This is a genomic window from Arthrobacter alpinus (assembly GCF_900105965.1).
Classification (GTDB): domain Bacteria; phylum Actinomycetota; class Actinomycetes; order Actinomycetales; family Micrococcaceae; genus Specibacter; species Specibacter alpinus.
Map to the genome: position 1 here is coordinate 4190529 of NZ_FNTV01000001.1, position 25683 is coordinate 4216211.

Below are 25683 nucleotides of genomic sequence, written 5' to 3' on the forward strand. Positions count from 1 at the left end.
CCCGAACGGAAAACCCGTATGGCATTTCCCACACCGAAACGGTGGGCAGTGCTGGCCGCGGCGATGGGCGCAGGGGTTGGTGCGGGCCTCTTGGGGACCGCGCTGCACGGGCACGCTTGGTTCCCGGATGGCGCCAACAGTGCCGTTCCCTACGGCTCAGCCCTGGCGCTGCTCCTGCTCGCTGCGGTGAGCATGTTTGTGGGTCTGTGGAGTAAAAGTTCCTGGATTGTGGTGTGGTGCGGAGCGGCAGCCTATGCCACGGCCGGACTGTTGTCCATGCAATTGGGCTCTTTTGGCATGATTTTCGATAACACCCAGGGCAGGGTTTGGCTCTATGGAATCGCCTTCGTTACGCCGCTCGTGGCGTGGCTGGCCTGGGCTGTTCTGCGCGCGCGCAATTAGCTGGCCAACGCGCTGCAGGCTATGGTGCTGCCCGCTCGCGCCGCACTGGAGGCGGGGGAACAGGCTTTGCCAGCTGGACGTCGTCGAACCTTATGGTGACCGGACCGGAGCGCGTGGTGATGGTGCAGCCAAGACTGTCGCGGTCCGTGAGATCGCCCAGGGCGTCGGTCAATCCGCCGTCAATCCGGTAGCGGACAACCATTCGGGTGCCCAAGGGAAGTTCGGCGAGTCGGTCAAGTGCACTATTCACTTCTTCATACTAAGTCTCGCCAACGTGCATAGCGTGGCGGCGGTGGGGGATAATGGGAGCGCCGGTGACGATTCGTGCCGGAATGAGACTTTTGAAGGAAGGTTGGGGTTCGTGACGTACGTAATTGCGCAGCCGTGCGTGGATGTCAAGGACAAGGCATGTGTTGAGGAGTGCCCTGTTGACTGTATCTACGAGGGTGAACGCTCGCTCTACATCCACCCCGACGAATGCGTTGACTGCGGTGCCTGTGAGCCCGTATGCCCTGTGGAGGCCATCTACTACGAGGATGACACCCCGGACGAGTGGGCCGAATACTACAAGGCCAACGTGGAGTTCTTTGACGTTCTCGGCTCGCCGGGTGGTGCTGCCAAGGTTGGCAACACCCACACCGACCACCCGTTCGTCGCGGCCCTTCCGCCGCAGAACCAGGACTGATCCGCGCACCATGACTTCAGTTCCGCGCACCTTTGGCTTGCAGCTTCCCGATTACCCGTGGGACGCGTTGGCGCCGTATCACGCAATCGCCGCCGCGCACCCTGACGGGTTGGTGAACCTTTCCATCGGCACACCCGTGGACCCCACGCCAAGGTTGATCCAGGATGCCCTGGTTGCCGCGGCTGACGCTCCCGGTTATCCCACCACCCACGGCACGCTGGCCCTGCGCCAGGCGGTTGTGGACTGGTTTGCACGGCGCCGCAACGTGCCCGGGCTGTCGCCGACAGATGTGATGCCAACGGTTGGGTCAAAGGAGCTGGTTGCCTGGCTGCCGCTCCTGCTTGGCCTTGGTGCCGGCGATGTCATTATGCGGCCCACTGTCGCCTACCCCACCTATGACATGGGTGCGGTATTCGCCGGTGCCACCTCTGTGGCGGCGGATTCCCTGGACGAGCTCGACGCCGAAACACGCGCCAAGGTGCGCCTGATCTGGGTCAACTCGCCGGGCAACCCCACGGGAATTGTCCGTGGCGTTGACGAGCTGGCTGCTTTGGTGGTGGCGGCTCGGGAGATTGGCGCCGTCGTCGCTTCCGATGAATGCTACGGCGAGCTGGGCTGGGGCCAGTGGGACCCCGAAAATGGCGGCGAGGCCGTTCCCAGCGTGCTTGATCCGCGTGTCTGCGGCGACTCCCATGAGAACCTGTTGGCCATCTATTCCCTGAGCAAGCAGTCCAACGTGGCCGGCTACCGCGCTGCGTTTGTTGCCGGCGACAGCGCAATTGTGGCGAACCTGGTCAACAGCCGAAAGCACGCGGGCATGATTGTGCCCTATCCGGTTCAGGAAGCCATGCGAGTGGCGTTGGGGGACGACGCCCACGTAAGCGCCCAGAAGGCCTTGTACCGGGCGCGTCGTGAGCAACTGGTCACTGCGCTGGAATCGTTCGGGCTGACCATCCACCACTCCGAGGCCGGACTGTACCTCTGGTGCACCGCCGGTGAGGACACCTGGACCACCATTGGACGCCTTGCAGAGTTGGGAATCGTTGCCGGGCCGGGCACGTTCTACGGTGACGCAGGGGCGGGATTCATCCGTGTTGCACTCACCGGCACGGACGAACGCATCGGTGCCGCGGTGGAACGACTCGGCGCAAAATCCTAACGTTTTGGTGGAATTCACACACTTTATACCCTCAGGATTAGTGTTGAAGGCCTACTTCGCGGTAGTTTCGTAGGTAGCCGTCTCGGCTACCGGACGCTTTATGTGCTGATTTTTTCTTGTGGTTTTTCCTCAACGGGCGCGGGCGCCCGCGGATAAGAAGAACAGCATTGAACCAACCAAAGCCTTTCGCAGGCTACCTCATGAAGGGGACTCCATGACTGACTCCACGAGCGCTTCACTGCGCTACGACGGCGGAGAACTTGAACTTCCGCGACTAGAAGCAGTAGAGGGCAACGCCGGCTTCGACGTTTCCAAGCTTCTGGCCACCACTGGCGCTGTCACTTATGACCCCGGCTTTGTGAACACGGCAGCGACGTCCTCCGCCATCACCTACATCGACGGTGACAAGGGCATCCTGCGCTACCGCGGATACCCCATCGAAGAACTGGCCGAGCACTCCAGCTTCCTGGAAGTTTCTTTCCTTTTGATCTACGGCAACCTGCCCACCCCGGCAGAACTGGAAGCTTTCGACCAGCGCATTCGCCGCCACACCATGCTGCACGAAGACCTCAAGGGTTTCTTCGGCGGCTTCCCGCGCGACGCGCACCCCATGCCGGTGCTGTCCTCGGCCGTTTCTGCGCTGTCAACGTTCTACCAGGACTCGCTGGACCCGTTTGATGACGAGCAGGTTGAGATGGCCACCATCCGCCTCATGGCCAAGATGCCCGTCATCGCCGCTTACGCGTACAAGAAGTCCATCGGCCAGCCCATGCTCTACCCGGACAACTCCATGAACCTGGTGGAGAACTACCTGCGCCTGAGCTTCGGCCTGCCCGCCGAGCCTTACGAACTGGACCCGGTAGTAGTCAAGGCTCTTGACCTGCTGCTGATCCTGCACGCTGACCACGAGCAGAACTGCTCCACCTCAACGGTCCGCCTGGTAGGTAGCGCCAACGCCAACCTGTTCGCCTCGGTCTCTGCCGGCATCAACGCACTCTTCGGCCCGCTGCACGGTGGCGCCAACGAGGCCGTGCTGAACATGCTCCGCCAGATCCAGGAAAGCGGCGAGCCCGTCGAGAAGTTCGTCGAGCGCGTCAAGAACAAGGAAGACGGCGTGAAGCTCATGGGCTTCGGGCACCGCGTCTACAAGAATTACGACCCGCGCGCCACCATTGTTAAGGCAACGGCTCACGAGATCCTGCAGAAGCTCGGCGGCAACGACGAGCTCCTGGACATTGCCATGCGTCTGGAAGAAGTCGCGCTGACGGATGAGTACTTCATCTCCCGCCGCCTCTACCCGAACGTGGACTTCTACACCGGCCTGATCTACAAGGCCATGGGCTTCCCCGAAAAGATGTTCACGGTTCTGTTCGCCATTGGCCGCCTGCCGGGCTGGATTGCCCAGTGGCGCGAAATGATGAAGGACCCGGCCACCAAGATCGGCCGTCCCCGCCAGCTGTACACAGGCGAACCGGAGCGCATGTACCCCTCGCGGTAGCTAGTATTTCTAAAGCACGACGGCGGCGGGAGACTTTCCCTTGGGAGAGTCACCCGCCGCTTTTCTTTTGCGTAATCTCGGATGAAAGTAAAAAAATATGAAAATGTCGACATTGCTGCTGCACACCTTCTCCATGGCCTTCCCGATTGTTGTTGTGGTGTTGGGCATCATGGTGCTGGTTGGCAAGAGCGTTTTCCTGCCGTTCTTCATCGGTGCCCTGGTCATCATGCTGGCACTGCTGGTGTTGATGTACCTGGACAAGAAGAAGAACCGCGCCGCGGGTCAGTAGGCTGCCACGTTTGTGCCTGAAGCTCCATGATTGAAGAATCATGAAACAAGTGTGCTAAAAAAGATGTGTGCCTAAAATTGTTGATGCTGACGACCGCCGCGAGCTGGTTGCAAATGCCGTTTACCAAGTCATTGCGGACAGCGGGCTGACACAAGCCTCGCTACGTAATGTGGCCAAGGAAGCAGGCCTGGCCTTGGGCTCGGTGCGGCACTATTTCGACAATCAGGCTGAACTCATGGAGTTTGCCTTCAGGGTCAATTCCGAGCGGATCCACCTGCGGGCGCTGGATTCCTTGGAAGCGTTGGAGCAGGACCCGTTGCCCACGGACCGCAGCAGACTGCTGGAGAAGTGTGCAGTGGTGCTGGAGGAGCTGCTGCCGCTGGATGAGGCTCGCCGGGCTGACGCCGTGGTGCACATGGAATTCATGCTCGATGCCCGGACCAACACAGGCCTCATGGAGGCCGCGCAAGACGACTACCGCGCCACAGGTGCCGTTGTGGGCCGTGTGCTGCTGCAGCTCATGGAAAGCCCGCTAGCGGCCGATTCCCTGGTCCCTGTGGATGAGGCCGAGCGGCTCATTGGCTTGTTGGACGGGTTGAGCCTGCGCATGGTCCTTCAGCCCGCGTGGGCCGGAGCCGAACAAGGCCAGGCCACCCTCCGCCGACATCTAGAATCCCTCCTGGCCTCCGTCTAATTCGGAGTAGCGTGCCGGAGGTCCAGCTTCGGAGTAATCTTGTATGCAGGGATTGCTGCACTCACAGCGCAGCAGGCTGGAGGCGGTAACTATGCATCACACCGGTGGCCCAGGCTGGCGGATTACCATGGACACGTGCGCGCCCATGTTGATGGCACTGTACTTGCGGGATGTGGCCGGGCTCGTCGGCGCCGGCACCCCGGCACTGTCGAACGTGGCGCCGTCGATCAGGGCGGCAGATCATTCCATGTTGATCCACGGCGTTGGCGGGACAGACGCCTTGCGCGATCAGTGGGAAGTCTGGTGGGGCCGCTTGCTCCATAACCTCCCCGACGCTCAAGAGAATCTCACACCGCCTGAATTTCCAGAATTGGCCGGAATGCCGGCGCTTCAACGCGTGGCTCACGCACACTACGGTGCGGCCCTGAGCTGGTCCCGGGAACAAACGCAGCTCTATTCCATCATGGCTGCCGAGCGCGAGACGCTGGGAGGGCACAAGATCTTGGCAGATCTGGTGCAAAACCGTGAGATGGAATTAGGACGCAGCGCCCGAGACTTCACGCTGACCATCGTGGAGATTCCCTTGGCCGAACAACGTGCCTGGTTCATAGAACCAGACCAACTCATCATGAGCTCGCACCTGCTGGCTGACCAAGAGGTCTTCCGCAGTTTTGTCCAGCCCGTAGTTGAATTGCTGGTCTAGAAAATCAACCGGTGGCAGCTGCCGCGGGCAACAAGATCGTCACCTGAGTTGCGGTCGTTGCACCGCTTGGCTGCCAACCAACGTTGTGGCCGTCAGCATTGGCGTTCCTGTCCCACGCCTTGCCGTCATGGCCGATTCCTACAATGCCAAACTGGTTGGCGTTGGCCAGCGCCCAGTGCGCCAGCATCCAGCCAAAGGCCTCGTTGACCTCGAACTGGAGGGTGGTTCCGGCTTCGCCTTCAGACGTGCTGGCCGTCAGGTGGCCAACGGCCGTCTGCGCGGCCGCGATCACCAGATCCGGGGTGCTGGCAGTTGCGGCCGGTTCAAGGGTGCAGTTCAAGGCGTGCGGGGATTGCCCTGTCAACGCCGAGGCAAACGCACGGGACAGTTTTTCATGCTGTGCATAGGCGTGCGGGAAGCCCGAACGCTGGACAATCTGGGCGGCATCGTTAATGGGAAGGTCAACATAGTTCGGCACGTCCGCAAGGACATCAAAAAAAGCGTTGGTGGAATACACAGGATCCATGATTTCTTCCACCGTGCCCCAGTCCTGGGACGGGCGCTGTTGGAAGATCCCCACCGAGTCCAGGTCGCCATAATCAATGTTCCGTAGCTTGGACTCCTGCATGCCGGTGGCCAGCGCAATCGTGGCGGCCCGCGCTGGCATTCCACGTTGAATCGCGATTGTGGAAATGAGCGCGGCATTTTGAGCCTGGTCAAGTGCCAGTGAATACTTGGCGTCCGCAACGGTGGCTGTACAACCCAGCGCCAATCCCGGGGCAAAGGTTGCCTTCACGGTGTTCAGAACCCAGATGCCGCCGCCGACGAGGGCAGCTGTGGCTGCCACCAAAATGACGAGCCAGCCAAGGGCGGCGCGGCCTTTCACGGCCGGCCGCCCTCAAACTGGAGGTCAAACGCTGCCAAGAACTTAGTTAGCATGCAGGCTTTCATTCAGGGCCACCGTGGTGCCCAAACGAGGGAGGACTTCAACCTCACCCGTGGTGGAGTTGCGGCGGAACAGCAAGTTGGCAACGCCGGAGAGTTCGCTGGCCTTGACGATCACGGTGGTGTCTTCCCCGTCGTCGTTCTTGGGTCCCAGAACGCGAACCCGGGTACCGGCTGTCACGTAAAGGCCGGCCTCGACCACGGAGTCGTCGCCGATGCTGATGCCCACGCCGGAGTTCGCGCCGAGCAACACACGCTCACCCAGGGTGATGCGCTGGGTGCCACCACCGGACAGGGTGCCCATGATGGAAGCGCCGCCACCAACATCGGTGCCGTTGCCAACCACTACACCGGCAGAAATGCGGCCCTCAACCATGGAGGTGCCCAGAGTTCCGGCGTTGAAGTTCACGAAACCTTCATGCATGACGGTGGTGCCTTCGGCCAGGTGCGCGCCGAGGCGGACACGGTCGGCGTCGGCAACACGCACGCCCGAGGGGATGACGTAGTCAACCATGCGAGGGAACTTGTCCACGGAGTAGACGGTGACCGGGCCGCGGCTGCGGAGCTTGGCCCGGGTGAGTTCAAAACCTTCGACGGCGGCCGGGCCAAAGTTGGTCCACACCACATTGCTGAGTTTGCCGAAGACGCCGTCCAAGTTGATGCTGTTCGGGGCCACCAGGCGGGTCGATAGCAGGTGCAGGCGAAGGTAGGCGTCGACGGCGTCGGCGGGCTCGGCATCGAGGTTGATCTGTGCAAAGACAACGCTCTGGTGAACGCCGCGTGCTGCATCGGCGCCGGATTCGGCCAAGGCGGTCAGCTCGGGGCTGGCCTCAGGGGCGTTGCCCAAGGCGTCAGCGGCGACGCCCAATGCGGGGGCAGGGAACCAGACATCCAGCACGGTGCCGGAATCTGTGATGGTGGCAAGGCCAAAGCCATGGGCGGAACGGTCGGTCAACGGCGCAGATTCAGTCATGGCCCCAGTCTATCGAGGCAGCCGCGGCTCCCCAACATCTGCCACCAGCGCTGGACGTTGTTTAGGTGACAGTGAAGTTGATGGAGTGCCATCCGGTGGAACCATCCGGCTCCGGCGGCGCCTGATCCTCAATTTGCAGTTCCCCAGCAGTGTCATAGGCGCGCACCCGGACCTTGTGCGTGCCGGCCGGGGCATCGTTCCAGATGTACGACCACTGGCGCCACGTGTCCACGGAGGCCTCGTCCGCGAGCGTAGCCTGCTGCCAAGCGCCGTCGTCGAGCTGGATCTCCACTTTCGAGATGCCCTTGGTTTGGGCCCAGGCACTGCCGCCAATGGATACTTTTCCTGCCGGAATTCGTCCGAAAGCGCGGGGTACCTCAACCCGTGAAGCGGTCTTGATGGGCCCATGGGAGGACCACCCGCGGGAGGTCCAATATCCGGCCTTTTCGGCAAAGGTGGTGACCTCCAGATCAACAACCCACTTGGTGGCCGAGACAAAACCATAGAGCCCTGGAACCACCATGCGGACGGGGAAGCCGTGTTCCAAGGGCAGTGGCTCGCCGTTCATGCCGATCGCCAGCATGGCATCCCTGTCGTCCTGCAGGACGGGAAGGGGAGTGGAAGCGCTGAAGCCGTCACTGCTTGTGGACAGAACCATGTCGGCACCAGCCTTGGGCTTGGCGCGAGCCAGTACCTCTCTCAACGGAAAGCCCAGCCATTTGGCGTTGCCGGCCAGATTTCCGCCCACAACATTTGAAACACAGGTCAGGGTTACATGAGACTCAATAAGCTCCGATTTCAGGAGCTGATCAAAGGTGATGCTGAATTCTTCTTCCACCATTCCATGGACCCGCAATTCCCAGGACTCAGGATCCAGCTCAGGAACAATCAGGGCCGTATCAATGCGGTAAAAGTCCTTGTTCGGTGTGACGAACGGCGTGACGCCTTCCACAGGGGCTTGTACACCGGCAGGAAGGGCCTCTGCCTTGATTTTGGGGGCTGGGAGCTTCAGGGCGTCACGGAACGCCCTGGCCGTGTTGCGTGTGGCGGAAAGGACGCTGCCTCCAAAACCGGCAACAACGGCAACGCCCGCCAATGCTGCAGACCTGATCAGGAACGTGCGCCGACTAGGGGTCACACCTTGTGAGGGTGCGGGTTCGCCATTGCTTTTGGCAGCTGGCTGGCCCAGGAAACTCCGGATCAATAGACGCAGCGCCCACAATCCGGCGGCTGTTCCAATCAGAAGGGGTAGAAGGTCAAAGGGGCCGGCGCCTGAACGGGTAATGATGCAGGCCGCCATGACAATGGCAAAGGCTGAGACCATTCCCAAAGCTATGCGGAGGGACTTTAGGGCCACGACTCCGGCGACTGCCGATAGCAGGGCCGCCACGATCCCCATGGACAGCAGGAGCACCATCTTGTCATTGGTGCCGAAGGTGGCAATGGCAAAGTTCTTCATCCACGCTGGTGTGAAGTCGATGAAGGTTGAACCCACGGATGTCAGCGGGGACGCCACAGGTCCAAAGAATGCGGCAACCAGTTCGGCGATGGCGAACAGCACACCAGCCGAGATCAGCCCGGCTAGAGCCCCGATGCCGAATGTGCGCCAGTCCTGTTTTTTAAACGCCGTGCTTCGCTTGCCCATGGGAGGCTCCTTTGAACTCTTTATTGGCTACCGCTTGGCAGCCGGTAGAAGTACGTGTTGGTACTTCGGAGCCAAACACCCTCCGGATTGCTCCGGAGGGTGAAGGATTCTAGATTTCCTGTACCAGGATGGGGGTCGTGGTGGGCTTCGCCGAGCCGCCCACTGGTTCCACCGTGATGCCAACGTGTGTTGCCCCGCCCATGGCGCCGTCGAGCAGCTGCATGGCCGGTGCCTTGGGACTGTCCATCAAACCGGCCGGCACTGCGCCTGCGGCCGAGATGAACCAGAGCTCGTAGGTCTTGCCCTCTGGCAGCGGCGGCATGTCATTGACCATGACGGCTGCCTTGTTGGCTTTCCCGGAAGATGCAACTGTCACGGTTCCGCCATTTGAGAGCGGGGTCGTGGCAATTTGGGCATCAGGGGAACTCATAATGGCCAGCATGGCTTCCTGCTGTGCCTGTGAGGCGGAAAGTTGTTCCTTGATGTCCTGCTCTGAAGAGTTTTGGCCTGCAACCCAACCGCCCACTCCCACACCGGCAAACAGTGCCAGTGCGGCCGCGGCGCTCAGAGCCGGCACCCAACGACGGCGCTCTGTAGCCCTGCCTTGAGAACTCGCCTTGGCGCTGCGGGCGGAGGAGATGTCCCGCACGACCGAACTTGCAGGCAGCTGGCGGGTATTCCGAATTGCTGCCATGACATCGGCCTTCAAGGCCGGTGGCGGTGTTTCTTCGGGAGTTCCGAACGCCAGCAGGGCTGCGGTCTCGCTGAGACTGCGCACTTCCTCCAGCGTCTGTGGATCGGTGAGGGCATGGCGTTCAAAGTCGCTGCGCTCACCGTTGGTCAGGGAGTTCAAGGCGTAGGAGCCGGTCAGTAAATGCAATTGTTTTTCCATCACGCCACCCCTAACTTGTCCCTGAGCCTGATCATGCCGTCTCTAATTCTAGTTTTAACAGTACCGACCGGGATTTTGAGCAGCTCGGCTACTTCCTGATGGGTGTATCCACCGTAGTAGGCCAAACTGATAGCTTCCCGTTGCGGATCTGTGAGAGTCTCCAACGCTTTGCGTACACGTTCGGCCTCCATCTGTGTTTCCACGGTGTCGGCGACGTCATCGTAACTTTCTTGGTACTCCTTGATGCCTTGGCGCAAGTCCCGATCCGCGCTGGCCTGGCTTGCACGAACCCTGTCAACGGCCCTTCTATGGGCTATGACAAGAATCCAGGACATCGCCTTGCCTCTATCGGCATCAAAGCGGGTAGCTTGTGCCCAGACGTCCACAAAGACCTCTTGGGTGACCTCCTGGCTTTGTGCCGGGTCCCGAACCACGCGGCGAACGAGTCCGTAGACCCGTGGTGCCACCGCATCGTAGAGTTCTTCAAAGGCCGCCTCGTCGCCGAGGGCGACGAGGCGGATAAGGTCCTCATGGGTAGGTGGTGCCAGTGGCTCCACGGACCGCATCCAAGGTAAACGCATGGTGTCTACCTTGCCACGGTCCGTGCCCATGAGCCCATTCCCTCCAAGACGTGTTGCAATTTGTTCCCTGAGAAGCCGGTGTTGCTACTTGGCCGGCGGCATCAGGACGGTGTCGATGAGGTAGACAGTTGCGTTGGCTGTCTTGACGCCACCGCAGATCACCTTTGCGCCGTTGACCATCAGGTTGTCGCCGCTTCCGGTGACCTCCAGGTTGCTGCCCTCAGCCGTTGCATGCTCGCCGGCAACTGCACTCGGAGCCAACTGGCCGGGAACCACGTGGTAGGTCAGGATGGAGGTGAGAGTCTTCGAATCGGTCTTCAGGCCCTCGATGGTTTCTGCCGGGATCTTGGCGAAAGCGTCGTCAACGGGTGCGAAGACTGTGAAGTCGCCGGAGTTGAGCGTGTCCACCAAGTTGACGTCCTTGTTCAACTGGCCGGAGACGGCTGCGGTGAGGGTCTTCAACAGCGGGTTGTTGGAGGCTGCCGTGGCAACCGGATCGGCAGCCATGCCGGCAACGGAGCCGGCGCCGTCGGGAACGGCTGCTGCGTAGGCTGCACAACCCGAACCAACAAGATCAGAGGCCGGGTCCATTGCTGCGCTGGTGGCCGGCGCCGGAGCGGAGGTCGCCATGGGTGCCTCAGAGGAAGCGCTGGGGGTGCTGGCCGAGCTGCAGGACGTCATGCCCAACGCTGCGACGGCCAGGAGACCGAGTCCCATGGTGATGCTCTTACGGGTTCCAAACTTCTGGGTAACGCTCATGATGATTCTCCATAGTGTGAAGGCGGAAAGATTCCGTGGTGCTTCTCCCGAATTGCTTCTCAAGTTCCAGATCCGCAACGGTGGGCTGTCAGGTAGTACTTCGGAGCCCTTGGGGAAGCGGATTGGAAAGTATTTAAGAATTCTTTTGGCACCCTCATGCGCCGGTAAACTGTCCTAATGACAAACTCCACCAGCGCCGCCTCGTCCACGTCATTGCCAAGTGGGCAGGGCGCCGTCGTTCTTGACCTGACCCAGGATGTGGCGCTCTTGACGGCGGCATTGATGGACATTGAAAGTGTCTCCGCCAATGAGCTGGCCATTGCCGACGCCGTGGAAGTCGCCTTGCGGGCCCTGCCGCATTTGTCTGTGACTCGCAATGGGGATTCGATCGTGGCCAGGACCGAGTTGGGACGTGCAGAGCGCGTGATTCTGGCCGGACACCTGGACACCGTGCCGCTGCCCACCACCGCCGGCTCCCGGGGCACGGTCCCAAGCAGCTGGGACGGCGAAGTCCTGTACGGCCGTGGCGCCACGGACATGAAGGGCGGCGTTGCTGTGCAGTTGGCCCTGGCCGCCACCTTGGCCGAACCCACCAAGGACATCACCTTCATCTTTTACGATCACGAGGAAGTCGCCGCGGTCAAGAGTGGGCTGGGACGCCTGGTGCGGGAGAACCGGGAACTGCTCGACGCCGATTTCGGCATACTGCTGGAGCCCACCAACGGCACTGTTGAGGGTGGCTGCAATGGCACCATCCGTTTTGAGGCCACCACCCGAGGCAAGGCGGCGCACTCCGCCCGTGCATGGATGGGGGAGAACGCCATCCACGCCGCCGCCCCGATCCTGTCCCGCCTGGCCGCCTATGAGCCCGCAACTGTCAATGTGGACGGTTTGGATTACCGGGAATCGTTGAACGCGGTCAAGGTTCATGGGGGCACAGCCGGGAACGTGATTCCGGATCTCTGTGTCGTGGAAATCAACTACCGCTTCGCCCCGGATAAGAGCCCGGATCAGGCCGAGGCGCACGTTCGCGGGTTGTTGGCCGGATTCGATCTGGTGCGCACGGATTTCTCGGCCGGGGCACGTCCTGGCCTCAACGCCCCGGCGGCAGCATCGTTCGTGGCGGCCGTGGGTCGCGAACCGTTGCCCAAGTACGGCTGGACAGACGTTGCCCGACTGAGCGAAATGGGCATCCCCGCCGTCAACTTTGGTCCCGGCGATGCACTCCTGGCACACAGCGACAACGAACACGTCCATGCAGATGCCATCCGTGAGTGCCTGGCCGCCCTGACTCGCTGGCTGGTCTAAGCTGCGTTAAAAGTGCGACGGCGGGAGGTTGCCTTTTCGATGAAAAGGCAACCTCCCGCCGTCGTCATGGCGAGAAGCTGGAATCAGCCGGCGATGCCAGCCTTGGCCTTGACGACCTTCACACGTGAGGACATCTTGGACTCCACGAGCTTGGCAATGCCGGAGAGGATCAAGCACAAGCCAACGTAGATAACGGCCGTGACCATGAGCGCCGGGACCACGGGCGAACCGTACTGTCCCTGCGAGCCCAGGAAGTTGGCGTACTTGAGGATCTCGTCGTAGGTGATGAGGAAGCCGAGCGCCGTGTCCTTCATGATGACCACGAGCTGGGCGATGATGACAGGAAGCATTGAGCGCACCGCCTGCGGCAGCAAAATGGTGCGCAGGACCTGGCCCTTGGTCAAACCAATGGCAAAACCTGCTTCACGTTGGCCCTTGGGCAGCGATTCAATGCCGGCGCGGAAGACTTCCGCCAGTACGGAACCGTTGTACAGGATCAAGCCAACCACCACGGCGATGAAGGGCGTGATGCCCTTGACGCCGGCTGACGGCAGGCCGTAGTACATGATCATCATCAGGATCAATAGAGGCACGGCACGGAACAGCTCGGTGAACCAGTAGCACGGGATCCGGACCCACTTGGTGTCTGCCAGACGGCCAAAGGCCAACAGCACACCCAAGACGATGCTGCCTACCGCGGCGACGCCGAAGGCACTCAACGTGGCGCCGATGGCCTCCACGAACTTTTGTTGCACGCGGGGGAAGGTAAAGATCTCCCACTTCTTGGCCGTGAACTGGCCGGACTCGTAAAACCTGAACAGGATGAAGCCGACGATGACAGCCACCACAACAATGGTGAAGATGTTCAGGTAGACGTTGCGTGTGCGGGCCTTGGGGCCCGGAACGTCGAAAAGTACTGCGCTCATCGCGCCACCTTCCACTTCTTCTCGAGGTAGCGTTGCAGCGGTGTCAAAATGCCCAGCACCAGCACCACGAAGATCACGGCAACCCAGAGCAGACCCGGTAGCAAAGGCTCACCCCGCTCGCTGAGGTAGGCCCGGATGGCACCGGCCTCAAAAACGGAGAAACCGGCGGCGACGGTGGTGTTCTTCAACAAAGCGATGAACACGCTGAACAGGGGCGGCACCACAGAACGGAAAGCCTGGGGCAGCACGATCAAGGACAACGTCTGCATAAAGGGAAGACCGATGGCCCGAGCAGCCTCGGACTGGCCGACGGAAACCGTATTGATACCGGAGCGAATGGCCTCGGAAACGTAGGTCGCCGTGTACAGGGACAGGCCGATCGCGGCGGCCGCAAGGAAGCTGACCGGAGGCAATCCGAGCTTTGGATAGCCCAGCGCAAAGAAGGCCAGGATCAGCGTCAGCGGGGTGTTGCGGACAAAGTTGACGTAGATGGTTCCGGTGGCACGCATGGCCGGTGCCGGAGACACACGCATGCCGGCAACGATGGTGCCCAGAATCAGGGCGAAGAACGCGGCGATGACAAACAAAATTCCGGTGTTCTTGAAACCCGTCAGGAACAGGTCGCTGTTATCAGTAATTACATTCACAGGCCAGTGTCGCTTTCAGTGAATTAGAGAAGACGAAGTGGTGGTGCTGCGCCGGCCCAAGGCAAGTGCAACACCACCACTGGCGGGTTTTAGTACTGGTTGACTGCGGGCTGTTCAACCTTGGTGCCGGAGAGGCCCAAGGTTGCATCGTAGATCTTGGTCCACGTGGCGTTGCCGTCCGTCAGTGTCTTGTTCAAGAAGGTACGCAGCGCGGTGTCGCCCAGCTTCATGCCGATGCCGTAGTTTTCCGTGGTGAACGGCTCGCCAACAACCTTCAGCGCGTCGGGATCCTGCGAAGCAAAGCCCAAAAGAATGGCCTGGTCTGTAGTGACAGCATCCGTGTCACCGTTCTTCAAGGACTCAACGCACTTGGAGTACAGATCGAATTCCTGGGGTGTGGCCTCAGGGAAGTTCTCGCGAATGTTCTGGATAGGTGTTGAACCGGTGGCGGAGCAAACCTTCTTCCCGGCCAGATCCTTCTCGCTCTTAATGTCAGTGTTGTCCTTGGCCACCATGAGGCCCTGGCCTGTCACGAAGTACGGTCCGGCAAAGTCAACAAGCTTCTTGCGCTTGTCGGTGATGGAGTAGGTGCCTACGTAGAGGTCCACATCGCCATTGGCCAGCGCGGTCTCGCGGTTGGCTGACGGGATGGCCTTGAATTCAATCTTGTCCGCGGCTACGCCCAAGGAGGCTGCCATCCAGGTTGCGATCTGAATGTCGAAGCCTGTGCGCTCACCCGTTGCTGCATCGAGGTAGCCAAGACCAGGCTGATCTTCCTTGACGCCGATGCGAATTTTTCCAGAGGACTTGATCGTGTCAAAGGTGGGGCTGCCGGTCAGGGCAACATCCTTGGCTACTTCGAAGGCCGGGGCGTCGCCGCCGGCGCCAGCGGATTCGCCGCCACCGGTGTCGCCACCACAACCGGTCATAGCCAGTGCGGCCGCCGTCAAGACTGCGGCAAAGCCGAGGGTTTTCTTGCTAAAGAACTTTTTCAATGCGGGTTCCTTTCATAGTCGGCCACATGCGGCCGGTGTAATGAGTGGCGGTAATCGCCGGAATTCTGTGAGAGCGAGCTATCCGTTGGTCAGGATCTTCGAAAGGAAGTCCTTGGCGCGCGGTGTCTGCGGGTTGGTGAAGAAGTTCTCGGGGGTGGCCTCTTCCACAATCTGGCCGTCGGCCATGAAGATGACCCGGTCGGCAGCCTTGCGAGCAAAACCCATCTCGTGGGTGACAACCACCATGGTCATGCCCTCCTTGGCCAGTTCAACCATGACGTCAAGGACCTCATTGATCATTTCCGGGTCGAGAGCACTGGTGGGTTCATCGAAAAGCATGACCTTTGGCTTCATTGCCAAAGCCCGTGCAATCGCCACGCGCTGCTGCTGACCACCGGAAAGCTGGGCGGGCAACTTCGCTGCCTGATGCCCAACGCCCACGCGCTCCAACAAGCTCAAGGCGAGTTTGTCGGCGTCGGCCTTGTTCATGCCCTTGACCTTGATGGGGCCGAGCGTGACATTTTCCAGAATGGTCTTGTGCGCAAACAAGTTGAAGGACTGGAAGACCATGCCAACATCGGCACGGAGGTTGGCAAGTTGCTTGCCTTCCTTGGGTAGTTCCTTGCCATCGATGGTGATGGAGCCGGTGTCGATGGTCTCCAGGCGATTAATGGTGCGGCACAACGTTGACTTGCCGGATCCGGACGGACCAATGACAACCAAAACCTCGCCCTTGGCGACCTCTAAGTTAATTTCTTGAAGCACATGGAGGGAGCCGTAGTGTTTATTGACAGCTTTTAGCTCCACGAGCGCAGGAGCATGTGCGGGATTTGTCATGGATCGAATCTATCGACATTTCCGAGGGGCAGTAAAGGTTTAGGCCATGTCGGCGTGGATCGTAACGGTAACGAGATGTTGTGACTCTGGACACGGAGTCTTTTCGCGTACCCTTGGTGGCATGAGTGCACCCACAGGATCCAGCCGCCCCTCCACTACGCCAACAAAAGGGTTTGGTGCTTGGCGAAAAAATGGTGGCATGCATGAGACCGCAGACGCCCGGCTCCTTGAAACACCGCGCAGCAGCGACTTCACCCACACCGATCCGTGGCGGGTGATGCGCATCCAAAGCGAGTTCGTTCAGGGTTTCCAAGCACTCGCCGAGATCGGCCCGGCCATCAGCGTCTTTGGCTCTGCCCGAACCAAGCCGGATTCCCCGTACTACGCCACCGGCATGGAAGTGGGCCGGCGTCTGGTGGAAGCCGGTGTTGCCGTCATTACCGGCGGCGGCCCAGGTTCCATGGAGGCTGCCAACCGCGGCGCTGCGGAGGCCGGGGGGCTGTCCATTGGCTTGGGTATTGAGCTTCCCTTTGAACAGGGCATGAACGAATGGGTTGGCCTGGGGGTCGACTTCCGCTACTTCTTCGCCCGCAAGACCATGTTCGTCAAGTACGCCCAGGGCTTCGTGGTGCTGCCAGGCGGCCTTGGCACCCTCGATGAAATGTTTGAGGCCATGGTCCTGGTGCAGACAAGCAAGGTGGTCCAGTTCCCCATAGTCCTGGTCGACAGGACCTTCTGGGGCCCGCTGATCGACTGGATCCGCGACGTCATGGTTGCCCAGGGGCTTGTCTCGCCCGGGGACATGAACATCATCTCCCTCGCGGACACGGCCGAAGAAGCCGTGGAACTGGTCATGGCAGGCAAGGCAGGGGACAGGGTTGCCGCGCAGGAAGGCTAGCTGGCAGATCGCACCAAGCCGTTGCGCATCTGGCAACATGTACCTGTGACCTATTTCCTGATTTTTCTGGCCGTGATGGTGGCGGCCGCGGCCGCGCTCTACGTTGTGGGGCTGAATAAGTCTGCGGCGGATGCCCCCATTTACGAGGACGCCCTGGCCGCGCCCGTGGCGAACCTGCCACCCGTTCTTCTGCCCGGCACGCCCATGCCGGCGGACGTGGACCGGCTGCGCTTTTCGTTGGGCCTGCGAGGTTACCGCATGGATCAAGTGGACGAGGTTCTAGACCGCCTGCGGGATGAACTGGCAGGCAAGAACCTGCGTATCGCGGAGCTGGAAGCCTTGGTGGCTGGCACACACGACGCCGGAGACTCCAATGAGCGCTGACGGCAAGATCCGCTGCGCCTGGCCCGGCCTTGAAAACGATGAGCTGTACCAGCGCTATCACGACACCGAATGGGGTCGGCCGGTAACGGGCGAGGCCGAACTCTTTGAGCGGCTGAGCCTGGAAGCTTTCCAGTCGGGGCTGAGCTGGATCACCATCTTGCGCAAGCGCGAGTCGTTTAGAGCAGCTTTTTCCAACTTTGACCCTGAGAAAGTGGCAGAGTTTGGTCCCGAGGACTTTGAGCGTCTCATGAACGATGCCTCGATTGTGCGCAATCGTTTGAAGATCAATGCCACGATCGGCAACGCACGGGCGCTCCTGGCTCTCCCGGACGGCATCACCTTGGGTTCGTTGATTGCCCAGCACACGCCTGCAGCCAGGGCTGCCGGTGAACCCGCACCAGCCCATACACCCGAATCCAAGGCATTGGCGAAGGCCTTGAAGAAGCTCGGCTTCGCATTCGTGGGGCCAACCACCGCCTACGCCATGATGCAGGCCATCGGTGTGGTTAACGATCACCAGCACGATTGTTGGCTGGCTGGCGGCACGGAACCACGTTGAGGTTAGGCGGCGAAACGACGGGGCACGCCAAGACGGCCGGAACCACCATCAATGATGAGCTGTATTCTTCGCTGCGCCGTTTGCTGGCCCCCTGCGCCGCGCGCCGTGGTGGCTCAAGGTAACCCTGCTGTACCTGGCCGCAAGGCTTGTCAGTTATGCCATCTTGCTGGGTGCCGCATGGCACGCCGAGGAGTCGCCCTGGGGTGGACGGCAGCCGGACTACCTCACCTTCATCGACCGCTGGGACGCCGGCTGGTACGAGAGAATTTTCGACGGCGGATACCCCACCACCATTCCGCGGAACGAAAACGGCACCGCCCAACCCAACCAGTGGGCCTTCTACCCGGTCTTCCCCTTGCTGGCTCGCGGGCTGAGTGCCATCACGGGGCTCGGATGGCCGGCCGCCGGTGCCATCGTTGCCACGGCGGCCGGGCTGGGCGCCGCCTTGATGATTTATGTCCTGTTCAAGAACTTTGCCTCACCCGGCACGGCGTTGTGGGGTGTGGCGTTTTTCGCCATGTTCCCCATCTCGCCGGTACTGCAGGTGCCATACGCCGAATCGCTTGGCGTGTTCTTCCTCGCGGCAGCCCTGCACTTCCTCATCCGGGGCAACTACTGGGCGTCGTTGCCCATGGTGGTGCTGCTGTGCCTTTCGCGGCCGGCAGGGGTGCCGTTTGCCGCCGTTGTACTTCTCCACCTGCTGCTGCGCTGGCAAAAGCGGCAGCCATTTCCTGCTCGGGACGTGGTGGCGGGCACGGTTCTATTGCTTGCCAGCGGCGTCATGGCGTTCGCCTGGATGCTGATTGCGTGGTGGGTGACCGGGGAACGCACGGCCTATACGGACACCGAAACCGCTTGGCGCGGCTCCGAGCTGGTGCTGTTCAAGCCCTGGTTTGACGCCGGCGTTGACCTGGTGGGGCCACTGTGGGGGCCCGTGTTGCCGGTGCTGTTCGTTGGGCTGGCGGCGCTGTACCTGAATTCGAGGGCTGTTCGGCTCATTGGCCTTGAGCTGCGGATTTGGTGTGCCATGTACATGCTGTATTTACTGGCCGTCCTGCATCCGCAATCGAGTACTTTCCGGATGCTGCTGCCACTGTTTCCCCTGGCGCTGGCGGCCGCCTTCATCTCACGTTCACGGGCCTACCGTTGGAGCGTGTTGGTAATGTTCACGCTCCTGCAGGTTGTGTGGGTTGTGTGGCTATGGCAATTTTCGGCAATCAGCACGGGGCAGGCCTGGCCGCCCTGACGGAGGGACCGAGGTTACCAATGAGTAAGAAGATGACAAAAAACGTGCTCAAGTGACCCCTCGCAGAGCGCGCCGATTAGCACCCGGGCCCTCACATACGGAATAATGGGCTGTGAGCAAGACAACATCAAACGCCTCGTTGGGTAAAACTCAGGCGCGGCGTGAATGCACTACGAAAAGGGGAACTCCTGATGGCGGCCATGAAACCAAGGACCGGCGACGGTCCAATGGAAGTGACTAAAGAAGGTCGGAGCCTGATCCTGCGGCTTCCGCTCGAAGGCGGCGGACGGCTCGTGGTTGAGATGAATGCGGATGAAGCAGCCAACCTCAAGGAGTGCTTGGTAGGCGTGACCGAATAAGGTCCGCACCATAGCCTTAAACAAGGAACCGGCGGGACAGCACAAGCTGTCCCGCCGGTTCCTTTATGTTTTGCGCTGCTCGTCTAACGCTTGACTGCCAGCAGCAGGCCGTCGCCGGTGGGCAGCATCGCACTGACCATCGACTCGTGCTCGCGGATCATCTTCCCCACCCGGCGCAGCACCACGGTGCTGGTTTCACGGATGGCCGGATCTGAAACACGGTCCTTGTCCAAGGCGTCATTGACGATCAAGAGTCCGCCGGACTTCAGCAACCGCATGCCCTGCTCAACATAGTCAGGGAAGCTGGGCTTGTCTGCGTCGATGAATACCAGATCGTAGGCTTCGTCTGTCAGGCGCGGCAGAACGTCCTGTCCGCGCCCGGAAATGGTGCGGGTGCGGTTGGCGGGGGAGCCGGATTCGGCAAACGCCTCGCGCGCGGCCTTGAGGTGATCCACATCGGGATCAATAGTGGTCAGCACAGCCTTGGGGCTGAGCCCGCGCAGCAGGGCCACGCCCGATACGCCTGCGCCGGTGCCAACTTCGACGGCGGTCTGAGCCTTGGACGTCGCGGCAAGGACCGTCAATGCCGCCGCGACCCCCGGGCTTACGGCGAAAAGGCCCAGCTCGTGTGAGCGTTCGCGGGCGCGTCGCAGGACACTATCTTCCACGGGCAGGCCCTCTGCATAGGACCAGCTGGTGGATTTATCGGCACTCATGGGTGGCATTTCCTAAACTGTTGCGGTGACTAGCTCTAGCCTACTGCCTGCACACTGGGGGAACCTGCCGTAACCGTTCAGCAAAATGTCAGCTTTGTTTGGCAGACTGTGGGAACAATGGGGAAGCGTTCTACCGTTATTTCCCGTCACCGGATGTCCCGTCACCGGGAAAAGTGGAAGCGAGGTGCAGCGATGAACTCAGCCGTCAGCTCCGCGTTTCGTCCTGCAGAAGTACCCCAGAGCCAGGCCGCCACTGCCGCAGAGTGGGTCACGCCGTCGTGGGATGAGGTTGTCACCAACCACTCGGCCAAGGTTTTTCGCCTCGCTTTCCGCCTGACAGGCAATAGGTACGACGCCGAGGACCTCACCCAAGAAGTGTTTGTGCGCGTCTTCAAGTCCCTCGCCAACTTCAAGCCAGGCACACTCGATGGCTGGTTGCACCGGATCACCACAAATCTCTTCCTTGACCAGGCGCGCCGCAAGCAGCGGATCCGCTTCGACGCACTCTCCGAGGATGCCGCAGCACGCCTTGCTGGCAATGACCCGGGCCCTGAACGCACCTTTGAATTCAACAACCTGGACAGGGATATCGCCGCCGCATTGGAAGCACTGCCGCCGGATTTTCGGGCCGCAGTGGTGTTGTGTGACATGGAGGGCCTCTCCTATGACGAGGTGGCCCATGCCCTGAACATCAAGCTCGGAACCGTCCGCTCCCGGATCCACCGCGGGCGGGCCATGTTGCGCGAATCCTTGGCAGACAGGGCGCCGGGGCGGGATCTTGGGCAGTCCTCAGGCAAAGGCTCTGGTGGCACAAAACAGCTGCGCCCTGCGCGAAAGCCCTTGCTGTCACTGCCACGGATTGCCGGCGCACGTTAGACTTTTGGCTCTGGCAGCAAGCGGTCTCGCAATGGCCAGGTACGCGTATCCAAGTCAATAAGCTAAATACTTTCGAGCGTTACCGCTAGGAATCGTTGCTTTTAGTGTTGAGAGGGTAATCTTCCTAACGTGTTTGGTATCAATACCCCTGAGCTGATCCTGATTGTCGTCCTGGCAGTTTTGGTCATTGGCCCCACCCGGCTCCCAGGCTACCTGGAGCAGCTGAAGAACCTCATCCGCGAGGTGCGCAAGATGGCTTCCGGCGCGCGCGAAACCATCAAGGAAGAGGCCGGGGTTGATATTGATGACATCGATTGGAAGAAGTACGATCCCCGCCAGTACGACCCCCGCCGCATCATTCGCGAGGCTCTACTGGACGATGAGGACGTAGAAAAGCTCAACTCCCTCAAGATGGCGCCGACCGCAGCCATCGCGTCCATGATGGGCAAGGACGAGCTCAAATCCAAGGACAACTCCGAAGCACTTGCCGGATCCGCAGTTCCTGCAGCTCCCGAGATTGAACGACTGGCAGAGGGCCAGCGAGCCCCCTTCGACGCAGAAGCCACCTGACCCTTTCCCAAATTCATGAACGCCGCATCACTGGTTGATGCGGCGTTCGCGTTTAATGGCTCGTACGTGATGCGGCGGTTGATGATGGGGTCTGCTAACGGGGGGTGACGCCCAGCTTCATGCCAGCCAGGCCTCGCGGACGCACCGCGAGTTTGCTGGCAATTTTGATCAGCGCCTGTGCAGCCGGCGATTCCGGGGCGGAAAGCACAATGGGAAGCCCTGAGTCTCCGCCCTCCCGCAAAGCCATATCCAAGGGAATCTGACCCAGCAATTTCACCTCGGAGTTCATCGTCTGGCTCAACCGCTTGGAGAGAATCTCTCCGCCGCCGGAGCCAAAAACCTCCATGGTGCTGCCGTCGGGAAGAGTCAAAAAGGACATGTTCTCGATGACTCCAGCCACCTTCTGTCCCGTCTGCACGGCAATCGCGCCCGCACGTTCGGCCACATCGGCCGCAGCCGCCTGAGGAGTTGTCACCACCAGGATCTCGGCCTTGGGCAGCAACTGCGCCACCGATATGGCGATGTCGCCCGTGCCAGGAGGCAGATCCAGAAGCAGGATATCAAGATCGCCAAAGTACACGTCGCCCAAGAACTGTTCCAGAGCACGGTGCAGCATGGGGCCGCGCCAAGCAACGGGCTGGTTCCCGGCCACGAACATGCCAATGGAAATGACCTTCACGTCATGTGCCACGGGCGGCAGGATCATTTCATCCACGCGGGTGGGCGTCTGGGTGATGCCCATGAGTCCGGGGACCGAGAAACCGTGAATATCGGCGTCCACAATGCCCACGCGCAACCCCTTGGCCGCCAAGGCACAAGCGAGGTTGACAGTCACACTGGATTTCCCCACCCCGCCCTTGCCGCTGGCCACGGCGTAAACACGGGTCAGGGAGTCCACGTCATTGAACGGGATCCCACGTTCGGCCGCTGTGCCCTTGAGTTGTTCCTTCAGCTGGGCGCGTTGCTCGGCCGTCATCACGGTGAGTTCAACGGTGACGGAGGCGACGCCGTCCAGCTTTGACAGCGCGTCGGTGGCGTCCCTCGTGATGGTCTCGTGCATGGGGCAGCCGGCAATGGTGAGCCGAACGACGGCGGTGACCTTGCCGTCGTCGTCCATCTCCACCGAGGCCACCATCCCCAACTCCGTGATGGGCTTGCGCAACTCTGGGTCGATGACCGTGGCGAGGGCGGCGAGCAGTACGGATTGGTCGATCATGGGGTGCAGGCCTTAGGAGTTGGTGGGGCGCTTGTTATTGCCGTTTTTGGCGGAGACGGACTTCATGGACGAGGTGCCAGGATGACGGTGATTGTCCCGGCCGTCCCGGGCATCATCCTCGTCCTGGTGCGCAATAAGCTCCTCGAGGAGGCTGCGCAGCTCGGACCGGACAAAGTCACGCGTGGCTACCTCTCGCAGTGAGATGCGCAGGGCGGCCACCTCACGCGTCAGGTATTCGGTATCGGCAAGGTTGCGTTCGTTGCGGGAACGGTCCTGCTCAATCTGGACGCGGTCACGGTCATCCTGACGGTTCTGGGCAAGCAGAATCAGCGGTGCCGCATAGGAAGCCTGAGTGGAGAAAAACAGGTTCAGGAGGATGAACGGATAGGGATCCCACCTCAGGCCAAAGAGACCAATCACGTTGATCGCAATCCACACCACCACAAAGATGGTCATGTACAGCAGGAAGTTTGCCGTGCCCATGTAGCGGGCAAAACGTTCGGCGAAACGGCCAAAGAAGTCTGGATCGCTGGTCAGGCTCGGCAGCAGCCGGGACTTCAGCTCCATGGGTGTGTCAAGGCCAGCGCCCTTGGTGTGATGCCGCTCAGCCAATGCGTCCTCCTAGCTTCCTGAAGGGTGCGCCATCTTCATGGGTGCGCCAGTCGTCAGGCAAAAGATGATCCAACAGGTCATCGACGGTGACCGCACCAACCAGCCGGCCCTCCTTGTTGACCACGGGAAGTGAGTTCAAGTTGTAGGAGGCCATGATGTGGCTGACGGTACTGATGTCATCCTGGTCGGAGGCCGGCTCCAGGTTTCTGTCCACGATCGTGCCCAGTTGTTCCGGAGGTGCGCTGCGAAGCAGCTGCTGGATATGCACAACACCTAGAAAACGGCCAGTGGGCGTTTCCAGAGGCGGGCGGCAAATGAAAATAGCGGAGGCCAATGCGGGGGAGAGATCTTCGCTGCGAACATGGGCCAGTGCCTCGGCCACGGTGGCCTCCGGCGGCAGGATCACCGGAACTGGCGTCATGAGCGCACCGGCCGTGCCTTCCTCGTATTGCAGAAGACGCCGGACGTCCTTGGCCTCGTCGGGTTCCATGAGCAGCAGGAGCTCCTCGGCCTTGGCCTGGGGGAGATCGGCCAGGAGGTCGGCGGCGTCGTCGGGATCCATTTCTTCCAAGACGTCGGCGGCGCGTTCATTGTCCAGTGCTGTCAGCAGCGTGACCTGGTCGTCCTCCGGGAGCTCGGACATGATGTCTGCCAGGCGCTCATCCTGGAGTTCACTGGCTACCTCAACCCGCCGTTTATCGCTCATTTCCTGCAGCGCGTCAGCAAAGTCGGCTGCCTTGAGGTCCTCATGGGTAGCGACAAAGTGTGTGGCGCTTTGCGGCTCGGCTGCGGAGTCGGTGTGGGCCTCGGACCAGTCGATCAGCATGGTGTGTCCGCGGCGCAGACCGCGCAGCCGGGAGGTGGAGGAACCGCGACGGACAAAAAGCTTGGTGATCAGCCAGTCGCCGTTGCGCTGTTGATCCATGGCGATGTCTTCGATAACAGCGACACTGCCGTCGTCGACAAGTGTGACCTTGCGGTCAAAGATGCCGCCGACCACCAATTGCTCGGCCCCGCGCTGTTCGAATCGTCTCAGGTTAACCAAACCCGTACATATGATTTGCGATTGGTCCATGGAGGTCAAGCGGGTCATGGGGACAAACACGCGCTTCTTACCGGGGACTTCCACCACAATGCCGACGGCGTGGGGTGCGGTGTTCTGTGCCCGGCCCAGCACTACGACGTCGCGCAACTTGCCGAGCCGGTCGCCGATGGGGTCAAAGACGTCAAGGCCCAGTAGTCGGGCGACAAAAATGCGCGTTGGTTGAGTGCTCACAGATACAGGCTACTTCCCCTCTCTGGCAATAGCCCAAACCTTGACGCACTGTGATTGTTTCACTCCCAGCGATACTCCAGCCAACGTGCAGGAACATGGTGAACAATGGGGGTATGGCAAACCTCTTTGGACGCACCCGACCCCTGGACGAGGCACGCCTTGTCCCAACGGGCGAAACAATCGGTTCCTACATCTCCTACCTGGACGCCCAGAAGGCGGTTGACTACCTGGCGGATGAGAAATTCCCCGTCCGGCACGTGTCAATTGTGGGCAACGACCTGAAAATTGTGGAGCGCGTAACCGGCAAGCTCAGCTACCCCCGAGTGGCTCTCACCGGCGCCATGACAGGCGCCTGGTTTGGTCTGTTCATCGGCGTGATGCTCTCCTTCTTCGACTCGGCAAGCAACGCGGGCGCTCCCTATGTGAATGTTTTCACGGCCGTGCTGTTGGGCGCAGCGCTGTGGATGTTGTTCGCGATCATTGGCTACGCCGCCCAGCGTGGCAAGCGCGACTTTACATCCACCAATCAGGTTCTGGCCTCCAGCTACGATGTCATCGTCACCGCTGATGTGGCAGGGGAAGCGCGCCGGCTCCTGGCCCAACTGCCCATGAACTCCAATGCGCCGCGTCCCGTGCAGGTGCAGGACCCGCAGGGCTACCGTCCGCCGGTTCAGCCACCGGCTGCCTCGGGGCCTGTCCCGACCCGTCCGGAAGGGTGGCACGATCCTTACGCGCCGGCCGATCCTGCTGCAACTGCAGCGCCGGAGGGCAATGACCGTCCGGGCCAGGCTCCGCTTGACGGCCCGCGCCGCGGACAATTCCCTGATTTGCCCGACGGCCGCCCACAGTACGGCATCCGCGTGGACGCCCCGGCACCGGCCGAGGAACAGGATCCGAACGTGCCCGGAGAGCCGAAAGCTCCGCAGAACCCGGAACAGTAAACTACAGCGCGCGAAAATGCCGCCGTTCCTGACAATTGCCGCTGTACGACCAGCGGCAATTGTCAGGAACGGCGGCATTTTTGATTTGGGCG

At 60.9% G+C, this 25683-nt stretch carries 31 protein-coding genes; 16 read left to right on the forward strand and 15 right to left on the reverse strand.

Annotated elements, in window-relative coordinates:
* The first annotated feature begins 18 nt into the window (after window positions 1–18).
* Window positions 19–402 (forward strand): hypothetical protein, encoded by a 384-nt coding sequence (locus BLV41_RS19165; RefSeq protein WP_074712965.1) that lies wholly within the window; start codon window positions 19–21, stop codon window positions 400–402.
* Window positions 403–421: 19 nt separating this feature from the next.
* On the opposite strand, the gene BLV41_RS19170 is transcribed toward BLV41_RS19165, so the two are convergent.
* Window positions 422–652 (reverse strand): putative acetyltransferase, encoded by a 231-nt coding sequence (locus BLV41_RS19170; protein ID WP_239437131.1) that lies wholly within the window; start codon window positions 650–652, stop codon window positions 422–424.
* A 111-nt stretch (window positions 653–763) separates the two neighbouring features.
* Between BLV41_RS19170 and fdxA the strand changes: the two genes are divergently transcribed.
* The 6 genes from fdxA (at window position 764) to BLV41_RS19200 (ending at window position 5430) form a co-directional block, all read left to right on the forward strand.
* Complete coding sequence (fdxA, locus tag BLV41_RS19175) at window positions 764–1087, forward strand: ferredoxin (RefSeq protein ID WP_044572552.1); 324 nt, start codon at window positions 764–766, stop codon at window positions 1085–1087.
* A 10-nt stretch (window positions 1088–1097) separates the two neighbouring features.
* Window positions 1098–2246, forward strand: coding sequence for a succinyldiaminopimelate transaminase (gene dapC, locus BLV41_RS19180; RefSeq protein WP_074712966.1), 1149 nt, complete (start codon window positions 1098–1100; stop codon window positions 2244–2246).
* Between the two features lie 214 nt (window positions 2247–2460).
* Window positions 2461–3744: a citrate synthase gene (locus BLV41_RS19185; RefSeq protein WP_044572547.1), complete on the forward strand. Its 1284-nt coding sequence runs from the start codon at window positions 2461–2463 to the stop codon at window positions 3742–3744.
* Window positions 3745–3847: 103 nt separating this feature from the next.
* On the forward strand, window positions 3848–4033 hold the full coding sequence (locus tag BLV41_RS19190; protein WP_074712967.1) for a hypothetical protein: 186 nt from the start codon (window positions 3848–3850) through the stop codon (window positions 4031–4033).
* A gap of 67 nt (window positions 4034–4100) precedes the next feature.
* On the forward strand, window positions 4101–4727 hold the full coding sequence (locus BLV41_RS19195) for a TetR/AcrR family transcriptional regulator (RefSeq protein ID WP_074712968.1): 627 nt from the start codon (window positions 4101–4103) through the stop codon (window positions 4725–4727).
* A gap of 145 nt (window positions 4728–4872) precedes the next feature.
* Window positions 4873–5430, forward strand: a complete 558-nt coding sequence (locus tag BLV41_RS19200; protein ID WP_342028211.1) for a hypothetical protein — start codon at window positions 4873–4875, stop codon at window positions 5428–5430.
* Between the two features lie 4 nt (window positions 5431–5434).
* Here the strand turns inward: BLV41_RS19200 and BLV41_RS22835 are convergent, their stop codons facing one another.
* The 6 genes from BLV41_RS22835 to BLV41_RS19230 form a co-directional block, all read right to left on the reverse strand.
* On the reverse strand, window positions 5435–6316 hold the full coding sequence (locus tag BLV41_RS22835; protein WP_170835502.1) for a hypothetical protein: 882 nt from the start codon (window positions 6314–6316) through the stop codon (window positions 5435–5437).
* A gap of 42 nt (window positions 6317–6358) precedes the next feature.
* Window positions 6359–7348: a 2,3,4,5-tetrahydropyridine-2,6-dicarboxylate N-succinyltransferase gene (gene dapD / locus BLV41_RS19210; RefSeq protein WP_074712969.1), complete on the reverse strand. Its 990-nt coding sequence runs from the start codon at window positions 7346–7348 to the stop codon at window positions 6359–6361.
* 61 nt (window positions 7349–7409) lie between these two features.
* The gene (locus BLV41_RS19215; RefSeq protein ID WP_074712970.1) at window positions 7410–8993 is read right to left on the reverse strand and encodes a molybdopterin-dependent oxidoreductase; all 1584 of its coding nucleotides are present in this window, start codon (window positions 8991–8993) and stop codon (window positions 7410–7412) included.
* 109 nt (window positions 8994–9102) lie between these two features.
* Window positions 9103–9885 (reverse strand): anti-sigma factor, encoded by a 783-nt coding sequence (locus tag BLV41_RS19220; protein WP_074712971.1) that lies wholly within the window; start codon window positions 9883–9885, stop codon window positions 9103–9105.
* Window positions 9885–10496, reverse strand: a complete 612-nt coding sequence (sigK, locus tag BLV41_RS19225; RefSeq protein ID WP_425284284.1) for an ECF RNA polymerase sigma factor SigK — start codon at window positions 10494–10496, stop codon at window positions 9885–9887. The genes BLV41_RS19220 and sigK overlap by 1 nt, the downstream gene beginning before the upstream one ends.
* Window positions 10497–10550: 54 nt before the next feature.
* Complete coding sequence (locus BLV41_RS19230; RefSeq protein WP_044572525.1) at window positions 10551–11225, reverse strand: fasciclin domain-containing protein; 675 nt, start codon at window positions 11223–11225, stop codon at window positions 10551–10553.
* A gap of 177 nt (window positions 11226–11402) precedes the next feature.
* Between BLV41_RS19230 and dapE the strand changes: the two genes are divergently transcribed.
* Window positions 11403–12533, forward strand: coding sequence for a succinyl-diaminopimelate desuccinylase (dapE, locus tag BLV41_RS19235; protein WP_074712972.1), 1131 nt, complete (start codon window positions 11403–11405; stop codon window positions 12531–12533).
* Window positions 12534–12616: 83 nt separating this feature from the next.
* Here dapE and BLV41_RS19240 read toward each other — a convergent pair whose 3' ends face one another.
* The 4 genes from BLV41_RS19240 to BLV41_RS19255 all read right to left on the reverse strand — a co-directional run bounded on the left by BLV41_RS19240 (window position 12617) and on the right by BLV41_RS19255 (window position 15938).
* Entirely contained in the window at window positions 12617–13459 is an 843-nt protein-coding gene (locus BLV41_RS19240) for an amino acid ABC transporter permease (protein WP_139244403.1), read from the reverse strand.
* Window positions 13456–14106 (reverse strand): amino acid ABC transporter permease, encoded by a 651-nt coding sequence (locus BLV41_RS19245; protein ID WP_044578161.1) that lies wholly within the window; start codon window positions 14104–14106, stop codon window positions 13456–13458. The genes BLV41_RS19240 and BLV41_RS19245 overlap by 4 nt, the downstream gene beginning before the upstream one ends.
* Window positions 14107–14195: 89 nt before the next feature.
* A complete protein-coding gene (locus BLV41_RS19250; protein WP_074713452.1) occupies window positions 14196–15035 on the reverse strand; it encodes a glutamate ABC transporter substrate-binding protein in 840 nt (279 codons plus the stop codon).
* 144 nt (window positions 15036–15179) lie between these two features.
* A complete protein-coding gene (locus BLV41_RS19255; RefSeq protein ID WP_074712973.1) occupies window positions 15180–15938 on the reverse strand; it encodes an amino acid ABC transporter ATP-binding protein in 759 nt (252 codons plus the stop codon).
* Window positions 15939–16059: 121 nt separating this feature from the next.
* Between BLV41_RS19255 and BLV41_RS19260 the strand changes: the two genes are divergently transcribed.
* The 5 genes from BLV41_RS19260 to BLV41_RS19280 all read left to right on the forward strand — a co-directional run bounded on the left by BLV41_RS19260 (window position 16060) and on the right by BLV41_RS19280 (window position 19384).
* Window positions 16060–16836 carry an LOG family protein gene (locus tag BLV41_RS19260; RefSeq protein WP_083360876.1) on the forward strand — a complete coding sequence of 259 codons (777 nt, stop codon included), beginning with the start codon at window positions 16060–16062 and terminating at the stop codon, window positions 16834–16836.
* 45 nt (window positions 16837–16881) lie between these two features.
* On the forward strand, window positions 16882–17220 hold the full coding sequence (locus tag BLV41_RS19265) for a DivIVA domain-containing protein (protein ID WP_244516972.1): 339 nt from the start codon (window positions 16882–16884) through the stop codon (window positions 17218–17220).
* Window positions 17210–17779: a DNA-3-methyladenine glycosylase I gene (locus tag BLV41_RS19270; protein ID WP_074712975.1), complete on the forward strand. Its 570-nt coding sequence runs from the start codon at window positions 17210–17212 to the stop codon at window positions 17777–17779. Before BLV41_RS19265 ends, BLV41_RS19270 begins: the two co-directional genes overlap by 11 nt.
* 163 nt (window positions 17780–17942) lie before the next feature.
* The gene (locus BLV41_RS19275; RefSeq protein WP_244516973.1) at window positions 17943–19025 is read left to right on the forward strand and encodes a hypothetical protein; all 1083 of its coding nucleotides are present in this window, start codon (window positions 17943–17945) and stop codon (window positions 19023–19025) included.
* Window positions 19026–19216: 191 nt separating this feature from the next.
* Entirely contained in the window at window positions 19217–19384 is a 168-nt protein-coding gene (locus BLV41_RS19280; RefSeq protein WP_074712977.1) for a DUF3117 domain-containing protein, read from the forward strand.
* Window positions 19385–19467: 83 nt separating this feature from the next.
* On the opposite strand, the gene BLV41_RS19285 is transcribed toward BLV41_RS19280, so the two are convergent.
* Window positions 19468–20100, reverse strand: coding sequence for an O-methyltransferase (locus BLV41_RS19285; protein ID WP_044578142.1), 633 nt, complete (start codon window positions 20098–20100; stop codon window positions 19468–19470).
* A 192-nt stretch (window positions 20101–20292) separates the two neighbouring features.
* On the opposite strand from BLV41_RS19285, the gene sigE reads away from it, so the two are divergent.
* Entirely contained in the window at window positions 20293–20976 is a 684-nt protein-coding gene (sigE, locus tag BLV41_RS19290) for an RNA polymerase sigma factor SigE (RefSeq protein ID WP_074712978.1), read from the forward strand.
* 129 nt (window positions 20977–21105) lie between these two features.
* Window positions 21106–21546, forward strand: coding sequence for a twin-arginine translocase TatA/TatE family subunit (locus BLV41_RS19295; RefSeq protein ID WP_074712979.1), 441 nt, complete (start codon window positions 21106–21108; stop codon window positions 21544–21546).
* 94 nt (window positions 21547–21640) lie between these two features.
* On the opposite strand, the gene BLV41_RS19300 is transcribed toward BLV41_RS19295, so the two are convergent.
* The 3 genes from BLV41_RS19300 to BLV41_RS19310 are packed head-to-tail and all read right to left on the reverse strand — an operon-like array spanning window position 21641 to window position 24650.
* Complete coding sequence (locus tag BLV41_RS19300; RefSeq protein ID WP_074712980.1) at window positions 21641–22762, reverse strand: Mrp/NBP35 family ATP-binding protein; 1122 nt, start codon at window positions 22760–22762, stop codon at window positions 21641–21643.
* Window positions 22763–22774: 12 nt separating this feature from the next.
* Window positions 22775–23374, reverse strand: a complete 600-nt coding sequence (locus BLV41_RS19305; protein WP_074712981.1) for a DUF1003 domain-containing protein — start codon at window positions 23372–23374, stop codon at window positions 22775–22777.
* Complete coding sequence (locus BLV41_RS19310) at window positions 23367–24650, reverse strand: magnesium transporter MgtE N-terminal domain-containing protein (protein WP_044578133.1); 1284 nt, start codon at window positions 24648–24650, stop codon at window positions 23367–23369. The genes BLV41_RS19305 and BLV41_RS19310 overlap by 8 nt, the downstream gene beginning before the upstream one ends.
* Before the next feature lie 113 nt (window positions 24651–24763).
* Between BLV41_RS19310 and BLV41_RS19315 the strand changes: the two genes are divergently transcribed.
* Window positions 24764–25591 carry a YflT domain-containing protein gene (locus tag BLV41_RS19315; protein ID WP_139244405.1) on the forward strand — a complete coding sequence of 276 codons (828 nt, stop codon included), beginning with the start codon at window positions 24764–24766 and terminating at the stop codon, window positions 25589–25591.
* Window positions 25592–25683 lie beyond the last annotated feature (92 nt).